This window comes from Allobosea sp. 05T433, from assembly GCF_056396065.1.
In genome coordinates, this window is the sequence record NZ_JBFTKS010000039.1 from 34,446 (window position 1) to 42,279 (window position 7,834).

Sequence of the window (7,834 nt, forward strand, 5' to 3'; positions counted from 1 at the left end):
CGGGGCCGGCCGCCTGCGACGGCGGCCGGGACGATGGCATTGGCCGGGCTCTCTTTGCGCCCGGCTCTCTTGGGCCGGGTTCTATTGCGCGGGGTAGGTGATCTTGGCCGCGGCCTTCTCGGCCGGCCAGACGACCTCTTGGCCCCCGTCGGGCTTGTACTGCACGGCTATCATGCTCGCGTCGGTGATGAGCTGGTGCTTGCCCCCCATCTCCGAGGCCGTGTAGGCGACTTTGCCATAGGGCGTGTCGAAGGTCGTGGAGCCGAGATTGGCCAGGATCTTGGCTCGGTCCCAGGAGCCGGCCGCCTTGGCTGCATCGCGCAAGGTCTGCATGGCGACGTAGCCCTGCACCGCGCTCGACACGACTTCGCCGCCACGCTTCGCCTCGGCTTTCTTGACCCATTCTGCCAGGCCCGGCGTCGTCTGCTTGGCCGACCAGAGATCGACGACGACGACATTGTCGCCGGCTGGGCCGAAATCGGAGCGCTTCTCGCCGGCGCCCTGAGTGACGAGCAGCTTCGGCTTGATGCCGAGCTGCAAGGCCTGCCGGGCGATCTGGAGATTGTCCCCGGAATAGCCGATCAGGAAGAGGATGTCCGGGTTGAGGCCCTTGGCCCGGTTGAGGATCGGCGAGAAATCCGGCGTCCCAGCACGGAAGGGCTCGTTCATCACCACCTCCAGGCCGGCTTCCTTGGCGTATTGCTGGGTGAACTTGGCGCCGTCGGTGCCGTAGAGCTTGTCCTCATAGGCGATGGCCAGCGTCTTTACGCCCGGAATGCTCTTGAAGAAGTTCACCGCAGCCTTCTGGCGATGATAGTCCCAGATGTAGACGTGGTGGTACCAATCGTTCTTGCCGAAGGTCTCCTCCAGCCGGACGGAGGACGAGCCTGGATGGATGAAGATCGGCTCGTAGCGCTGCACGGCGCTGAGCAGCGCAAAATCCGAGGTGCTGCCGAAGCCGCCGACGAAGGCGTCGACCTTGTCCTGCGTCGCGAGCTTCGCCGCGATGCTGGCCGAGGTATTGGGCTCGCCCTTGGTATCCTCAATGACGAGCTCGATCTTGCGGCCGAACAACCCGCCCGCCTCGTTGATCTCGTCGGCGGCGTATTGAATGCCCCAGAGGATCTGGGTGCCGCCACCGGCGAGCGCACCGGTCAGCGGCAGCGGCACGCCGATCTTGATCGGCGCCTGTTGTGCGAATGCGGGCGCGGCGATTGCCGTCCCTGCGAGCATGGCGCCCGCCACGAGGCCTCTCAACTTGGTCCACATCGTGCTTTCCTCCCTGAATTCGCCTGCTCGCAGACGGCAGGTCTTCGCTTGGGTTCTCAGGCTAAAATCCGAGATAGGCGATCCTGAGTTTCTCGTTGCCGGCCATGTCCTGCATCGTCCCGGTCAGGGCGACCTGCCCCTCGTCGAGCACGAGGCACGTATCTGCGACGCTCATGGCGGCGGCGAAGTTCTGCTCCGCCATCACGATGGCGCAGCCACTCGCCGCCTTGACGCGCCCGAGCGCCTCGAACAATTCCTCGACCAGCTTGGGCGCCAGCCCGGCCGAGGGCTCGTCCAGCACCAGCACGCGGGGCTCGATCATCAGCGCGCGCCCGATCGCCAGCATCTGGCGCTGCCCGCCGCTCATCGAACCGGCGAGTTGCCCGGCGCGCTCGCGCAGGATGGGAAAGAGCGCGAAGATGGTCTCGAAGAGACGCTCGCGCTCGCCAGCGGCCGCTCGCGGCGAGAGGGCCTCGAAGGCGCCGCGCAGGTTTTCCTCGACCGTGGCATTGGCGAAGCAGCGTGCGCCGTCGGGAACGAAGGCGACGCGGGCGCGCGCGAGTTGCCAGGGCGACAGCCCGGACAGATCCAGGCCGTCAAGCCTGAGGCTGCGCCGCCCCGTCTCGACCGTGCCGATGAGCGCGCGCAGCGCGGTCGTCTTGCCGGCCCCGTTGGGACCGAGCAGGACCAGGAGCTCGCCGCCCGAGACCGCGAGCGACAGGCCGGGCAGGACGACGAGCTCGCCGTAACCCGCCTTCTCGATGGAGACTTCGAACCGGTTCACAGCGAGAACCCCTTGCCCAGATAGGCTTCCCGGACACTGGCATCCTGCAGCACGTCCTGGGGCTTGCCCTGTGCGAGCAGCCGGCCCTGATTGAGGACGATGGCATGGCCGCACAGACGCGCGATGATGCGCATGACGTGCTCGATCACCACGACCGTGACGCCAGAGGCATGGATCTCGCGAACCAGGCCGATCACCTGGTCGGTATCCTCCAGGCTCAGCCCGGCCATGGCCTCGTCGAGCAGGAGAACCGTGGGGCGGCAGGCGAGGGCACGGGCGATCTCCAGCCTTCGCAGATCCGAGACCGAGAGCTGGCCGCAGCGCGTGCCGACCGCGGGACGCAGGCCGCAATAGCGGGCGAGATCGCCGGCGCTGCGCGCGCCGCCGGGCAGGGCGCGGCCGGAACGCGCATAGGTCAGCGGGACCGAGATCACCTCCTCGATGGTCAGTTCCTTCGGTACGCGCGGAACCTGATAGGTCCGCGCCAAGCCGCGATGGACGATCAGGTCGGGACGCAGCCCGTTGATCGGCTCGCCGCCGAGGCTGATCTTGCCTGTGCGCGGCGGGATCTGCCCGGAGACCATGTTGACGAAAGTGCTCTTGCCCGACCCGTTCGGCCCGATCAGCGCCGTGATCGCCTGGCCGGGCACGTCCAGCGTCACCTCGTCGATCGCCTTGAGGCCACCAAAGGCGACGGTGCATGTCTCGACGCTGATCGCTGTCATGATGCGAGCCTCGGCTTGGTCTGCGCCTGCCCTGACCTGGGCCGACGCCGCCGCAGCCGGTGCCGGACGAAGCCCACCAGCCCCTCCGGCATGCCGACGATGAACAGGATGATGACGGCGCCATAGACGACCTGATAGCCGACGCCGCCGACGACATGACGCGCGACCTCTTCGAGCAGACGCAGCATCACGGCGCCGACCAGCGGGCCGAGCGTCGTGTCCATGCCGCCGAGGATGGTCACGGCGAGCGGCAGGACGTTCCAGTTGGTGGTGAAGACATCGTCGGGAATGACGTATCCGTAGAGGCCGCAATAGCAGGCACCGGCGAGGCCCGCGACCATCCCGGAGACGACGAAGGCCAGGATTTTCAGCCGCGTGACAGGCACACCCGAGGCAGCCGCGAGATCGGGATTGTTCCTGATCATGAAGAAGGCCGGACGAAAGCGCCTGCCGAGGAAAATGTCGCTGACGATGGCGGCCGCGACCAGGCAGCCGGTGATGAACAGGAGCTGCAGCGGCGGCGATCCACCCGCGATGACCGGCGGCATGATGCCGGTCGAGCCGCCCGTCAGCCCCGGCGTGACCAAGATCACGACATGGATCGACAGGCTGAAGGACAGGGTCGCGATGGTGAAATAGAGCCGCCGCAGGCGCAACGTCACTGCGCCCAGCAGCAAGGCGACCACGCCGCAGAGCAGGATGCCAACGGTCCAGCCGAGCACGGGGCCGAGCACGGGCGTCAGCAAGGCCGAGCCATAGCCACCGATGCCGAAGAAGGCGGCGTGGCCGAGCGAGACCTGGCCGGTGCGGGACAGGATATCCCAGGCCAATGCGAGGATGGCCGAGATCGCCGTGCCGATCGCGACCTGAACCAGAAAGGGCCGATCCGCGGCCGCGATCAGCAGGAGTGGCGCCGCAATCGCCGCATAGAGGGCGAGCCGTGCGGGAAGACCGGAACTCATGCCTGCACCTGCTTGCCGAACAGGCCGCTCGGGCGCACCAGGAGGACGAGCAGCAGAACCAGGAAGGAGACGCCGAAGCCCCAACTGCCGCCTCCCGATACGAAGGTGCTGATCAGGCCTTCGATCAGGGCGAGGATGGCCGCCCCGATCAGCGCGCCGGGGATATTGCCGAGGCCGCCGAGCGCGATGATCGCGAAGGCGCGGATGACGAGGTCGACGCCGACCGTCGGCTGAACGTAAAGCACGAGCGCGACGAGCCCGCCGGAGATGCCGGCGGCCGCACCGCCGATCGCGAATGACAGCTCGAAGACGCGGTCGACATTGATGCCAGCATGCATGGCGAGCACGGGGTCGTCGCTGGCGAAGCGCATCTGCGTGCCGTAGCGGGTGTGGTTCTTGATGCCGAGCATGACCAGGAAGAGCAGCAGGCCGACCAGCGCGACGACGATATTGTTGCCGGGAATGGTCACGCCTGCGAACTGGAGCGAGGGCAACAGCGCCGGCGCCTGCATCACCCGCGCATCCGGCGACCACAGAATGATCGCGATATTGAGGATCAGGATGGACAGGCCGAGCGTCGCCAGAAGCTGATTGTGCTCGTCCTGCTTCAGCACGCGGGCCAGGAAGCCGCGATAGACCAGGATGGAGAACAGGCCGAGCGCGACGCCCGAGGCCAGCATGCCCAGCCAGGGCGACAGGCCGTAGCCGGTATAGAGCCAATAGGTCAGGAAGGCGCCGAGCATGACGAATTCGCCATGCGCGAAATTGATGATGCGCGTCACGCCGACCGTGAGCGTGAGCCCGGCCGCCACGGCCGCGTAGAGGCCGGCCACGCAGAGCGACAGCAGAACCGCCTGGACGATCGACGCGGTCATGTCCGCCTGTCCTCCACGCAGAGCGCCTCAGTCATCGACCGTCTCCGTCGACGCTTCGGAGAAATCGAGCAGTCGCGACTTGTACTCGCTGCGCGGCAGCGTGCCGGCCGGGGCGAGGTGCACGGTGGTGGTCACCACCAGCGTGGCGCGGATATCGCTCTCGATCTTCTCGCGCAGACCATCCGAGGCGGTCTCGCCTTCGGCAAGCTCGACGACGACCTTGAGCGGCGGTGCCTGCTTGACGCCCTTCGCGGAGGGGCGGACCGAGACCACGCCGGTGACGGCGGGCGCGAATCGGTTGACGACCTCGCGGATCGCCGAGGGAAACACGTTCACGCCGCGGACGATCAGCATGTCGTCGGTCCGGCCAATGCAGCGCACCCGCGGCGACGTGCGGCCGCAGGAACAGGCCCCCGTGCGCAGGACGACATGGTCGCGGCTGCGAAAGCGCAGCAGCGGCGCGCCGCGATGCCTGAGATGGGTGTAGACGAGTTCGCCGGTCGCGCCGTCGGTCTGCGGAACCTGCTTGCCGGTCTCGGGATCGATCAGCTCGAAATGCACGAAGCCGCGGCCGGAAAAATGCATGCCCTGCTGCTGCTCGCACTCGCCCCAGAGCGAGACGGAAATATCGCCGATCCCCATCGCCTCGGTGACCTTGGCATTCCAGGCCTGTTCGAGCTTCTCGCGCATGGCCGGCTCGCCGCCGCCGGGTTCGCCGGCCACCATGATCCGCCTGATGCTGCTATTGGGCAGGTCGAGCCCGCGCGCCTCGCCGATCTCGGCGAGATGCAGCGCATAGGACGGGGTGCAGGCGAGGATCTGCGGCTTGAGCAGTTTCACGGCGGCGAGCAGCCGCTCGGTATTCCCGGTCCCGACCGGGATGTGGCAGAGGCCGAGGCGGGGGAAGGAATCGAGTGCGGCGCCGGCGACGAACGGCCCGGCATTATAGGTCGAGATGACGCGCTCGCCCTTGCTCACGCCGCTGGCGCCGTAGCTGCGGGCGGAGGTTCGGACCCAGTTTTCCAGGTCGCCTGCGGTCAGCGGAATATAGCTTGGAATCCCGGTCGTGCCGCTGGTGGAGAAGATGCGCACCACCTCCTCCAGGGGCGCTGCGAGATGCGTCCCGATCGGATGGGCCTCGCTGCGGCTCTGCCGCAATTCATCCTTCTCGGTCAGGGGCAGGGCTTCGATGTCGTCGAGCCCGCCGACCGATTCCGGCGTCGCGAAGCCGTTCGCCTGCAGCTTGTCGCGAAAGAAACGCGAGTGTTCGAAGAGATAGCCGACCTGTTCGCGATAGAGGCGGTCGTCAAGCGCGCGCTGCTCGGGCCAGGGAAGTGTCTCGATATCGGGCTCTTGGAGCATGTCCCGGTCCTTCGCTTACATCGTGGGGTCGTAGGCGATCGCTTCCTCGGCGTGGTGCGCGAGAATGAAGCCGATCGGGCGCTTTTGTTCCTCGGCGAGATGCCCGAGAAGTCCCGCGGTGCGGGCCAGGATCGGCACGGCCTTGATCATCGTGTGCGGGAAATCGAGGTCCATCAGCACGGCAGCGATCGGACCGGAGACGTTGAGCGGCATCTGGCGGCCCCATGCCGTGGCGACAGCGCTGCGCATCCGCTTCAGGAGGTCGAGATGGCGACCGGCAATGCCGCGTTCCTCGACCAGGGCGAAGATCCGCTCGGTTCGCGGATCGACGGGATGATGGATCGGGTGGCCGAAGCCCGGCATCTTGCCGCCCTCGCGCCGTGTCCTGGCGGCGATGTCGTTGACGACGGCATCGGGATCCTCGCCGGCATCGACCCGGGCAGCGGCTTCGGCGAGCACCTTGGCGCACAGCTCGGCCGTGCCCAGAACCACTGTGCCGCAGCCGAGAATTCCGGCGGCAACGGCGCATTGCAGGCTGTCGGGCGCTGCGGCCAGCGTCATGCGGGCGGCCTGCGCCGTCGGTGTCAGCCCATGCTCGGCGATCGCGACGAGGAGAAGATCGAGGAAATAGCGCTGCTGCTCCGACGGCTTTTCGCCGGTCACCAGGAAGAAGAAGAAATCGGTGAAGCCATAATGGCCCATGATCTCGCTGGCGAAGTCCCTGCCTCGGATCTCGATCCGGTCCGGAGTGGACGTACAGATGCCCGTGATGGCCGGGCCGGCCTTGCCAATCAACATGTCGCTCCTCCTGCCGCAGCCAGCACGAGGCGAAGCGAAAGCCGCGCAGCGGCGAGAGCCGTGCGATCAGTCCCGGATGGGGGACAGGCGTTTCCTCTTCGCCGCTTTCGGCTTGTTTTGTCTTTTAAGTTTGTAGGACAATATTGCAGGTCGAAACGTTGTCAACCGGGTTTCCTGCTGATAGGCAGATCGTCATGACGACACTCGACACCCACCTCGCCAGCGCTCTGCCGGAGCCCGAGAACGCCGAAGGCCCGGCGCGCGGCGGAACCGTCGAATACGTCCTTGATCATTTGCGCGCCGGTGTGCTCCAGGGGCGCTATGCGCCGGGCCAACGCCTGATCGAAGCCGACCTGACGCGCGATCTGCGGGTCAGCAGGGGGCCGCTACGCGAGGCCTTTCGACGCCTCTCCGCGGAGGGCATTCTTGAGATCGTGCCGCATCGCGGCGCCCTCGTGCGCCGCCTGACCCTGCGCGAGATGAAGGAGCTGTTCCAGATCAGGCTCGGCCTGGAGACCCTCGCTGCCCGGCTGGCTGCGGAAGCGATGGCCGATCCGGTGACGAAAGCGCGGTTCGAGCGGGAGATCGAGGCGATCTGGGACGAGCACCCGCGCCCTCCGGGCGCTGAATATATCGACGAAAACCATCAGTTTCACGATGCGGTCGTCGCGGCGAGCGGCAACGAGCAATTGCTCAAGCTGACGCGGCAGCTTCGGCTCCCTGTCCTGATGTATCAGCTGGCGGGAACACTGAAGGCCGAGAACATCGCCGCTTCGCTGGCCGAGCATCGCGCCATCGCGCGCGCCATCCTCGCCGGCGACGCCGCACTGGCGGAAGTGCATGTGAAGGACCATCTGCAGCGCGCCATGGGCCTCGCGCAGGCCATGCCACACCGGGTTTTCGCTCGCTAGCTGTGGAGCGTCAACAGGTTGTCCTCGTCGCGAGCGAGTCTGCTGATGGGTGTCTTGGCCTGGATTCCGCCGTGGGGGCGATGCCAATTGTAATGATGGAGCCAGCGCGGCAGCTCTTCGGCTCTGCGCTCTGAGTGGGGATAGGGTC

General features: G+C 66.8%; 9 protein-coding genes. 1 reads left to right on the forward strand and 8 read right to left on the reverse strand.

Translation table 11 applies throughout. From position 1 onward, the window contains the following. Positions 1-81: 81 nt before the first annotated feature. From AC1DGP_RS31625 to AC1DGP_RS31655, 7 genes are all read right to left on the reverse strand, one after another. Positions 82-1,269: an ABC transporter substrate-binding protein gene (locus tag AC1DGP_RS31625; RefSeq protein WP_441507215.1), complete on the reverse strand. Its 1,188-nt coding sequence runs from the start codon at positions 1,267-1,269 to the stop codon at positions 82-84. 61 nt (positions 1,270-1,330) lie between these two features. Further along, positions 1,331-2,053, reverse strand: a complete 723-nt coding sequence (locus AC1DGP_RS31630; RefSeq protein ID WP_441507216.1) for an ABC transporter ATP-binding protein — start codon at positions 2,051-2,053, stop codon at positions 1,331-1,333. Beyond that, positions 2,050-2,778: an ABC transporter ATP-binding protein gene (locus AC1DGP_RS31635; protein WP_441492773.1), complete on the reverse strand. Its 729-nt coding sequence runs from the start codon at positions 2,776-2,778 to the stop codon at positions 2,050-2,052. Before AC1DGP_RS31635 ends, AC1DGP_RS31630 begins: the two co-directional genes overlap by 4 nt. Then, positions 2,775-3,740, reverse strand: coding sequence for a branched-chain amino acid ABC transporter permease (locus tag AC1DGP_RS31640; RefSeq protein WP_441507217.1), 966 nt, complete (start codon positions 3,738-3,740; stop codon positions 2,775-2,777). Before AC1DGP_RS31640 ends, AC1DGP_RS31635 begins: the two co-directional genes overlap by 4 nt. Then, positions 3,737-4,615, reverse strand: coding sequence for a branched-chain amino acid ABC transporter permease (locus AC1DGP_RS31645; RefSeq protein WP_441492775.1), 879 nt, complete (start codon positions 4,613-4,615; stop codon positions 3,737-3,739). The genes AC1DGP_RS31640 and AC1DGP_RS31645 overlap by 4 nt, the downstream gene beginning before the upstream one ends. A gap of 27 nt (positions 4,616-4,642) precedes the next feature. Beyond that, entirely contained in the window at positions 4,643-5,977 is a 1,335-nt protein-coding gene (locus tag AC1DGP_RS31650) for a phenylacetate--CoA ligase family protein (RefSeq protein WP_441507218.1), read from the reverse strand. A gap of 15 nt (positions 5,978-5,992) precedes the next feature. Further along, positions 5,993-6,775 (reverse strand): citryl-CoA lyase, encoded by a 783-nt coding sequence (locus tag AC1DGP_RS31655; RefSeq protein ID WP_441507219.1) that lies wholly within the window; start codon positions 6,773-6,775, stop codon positions 5,993-5,995. 194 nt (positions 6,776-6,969) lie between these two features. Here AC1DGP_RS31655 and AC1DGP_RS31660 point away from each other — a divergent pair, with 194 nt between their 5' ends. Continuing rightward, positions 6,970-7,686 carry a GntR family transcriptional regulator gene (locus AC1DGP_RS31660; protein ID WP_441492778.1) on the forward strand — a complete coding sequence of 239 codons (717 nt, stop codon included), beginning with the start codon at positions 6,970-6,972 and terminating at the stop codon, positions 7,684-7,686. Here AC1DGP_RS31660 and AC1DGP_RS31665 read toward each other — a convergent pair. Then, positions 7,683-7,834 (reverse strand): integrase core domain-containing protein (locus AC1DGP_RS31665; protein ID WP_473965328.1); only part of this gene is annotated, 152 nt, incomplete at its 5' end. The two genes, AC1DGP_RS31660 and AC1DGP_RS31665, sit on opposite strands and share 4 nt — an antisense overlap.

Coding starts and splice junctions, on each gene's coding strand:
- AC1DGP_RS31640 (WP_441507217.1), bottom strand. CDS start 3,740: ATGAGTTCCGGTCTTCCCGCACGGCTCGCCCTCTATGCGGCGATTGCG.
- AC1DGP_RS31655 (WP_441507219.1), bottom strand. CDS start 6,775: ATGTTGATTGGCAAGGCCGGCCCGGCCATCACGGGCATCTGTACGTCC.
- AC1DGP_RS31645 (WP_441492775.1), bottom strand. CDS start 4,615: ATGACCGCGTCGATCGTCCAGGCGGTTCTGCTGTCGCTCTGCGTGGCC.
- AC1DGP_RS31625 (WP_441507215.1), bottom strand. CDS start 1,269: ATGTGGACCAAGTTGAGAGGCCTCGTGGCGGGCGCCATGCTCGCAGGG.
- AC1DGP_RS31660 (WP_441492778.1), top strand. CDS start 6,970: ATGACGACACTCGACACCCACCTCGCCAGCGCTCTGCCGGAGCCCGAG.
- AC1DGP_RS31650 (WP_441507218.1), bottom strand. CDS start 5,977: ATGCTCCAAGAGCCCGATATCGAGACACTTCCCTGGCCCGAGCAGCGC.
- AC1DGP_RS31635 (WP_441492773.1), bottom strand. CDS start 2,778: ATGACAGCGATCAGCGTCGAGACATGCACCGTCGCCTTTGGTGGCCTC.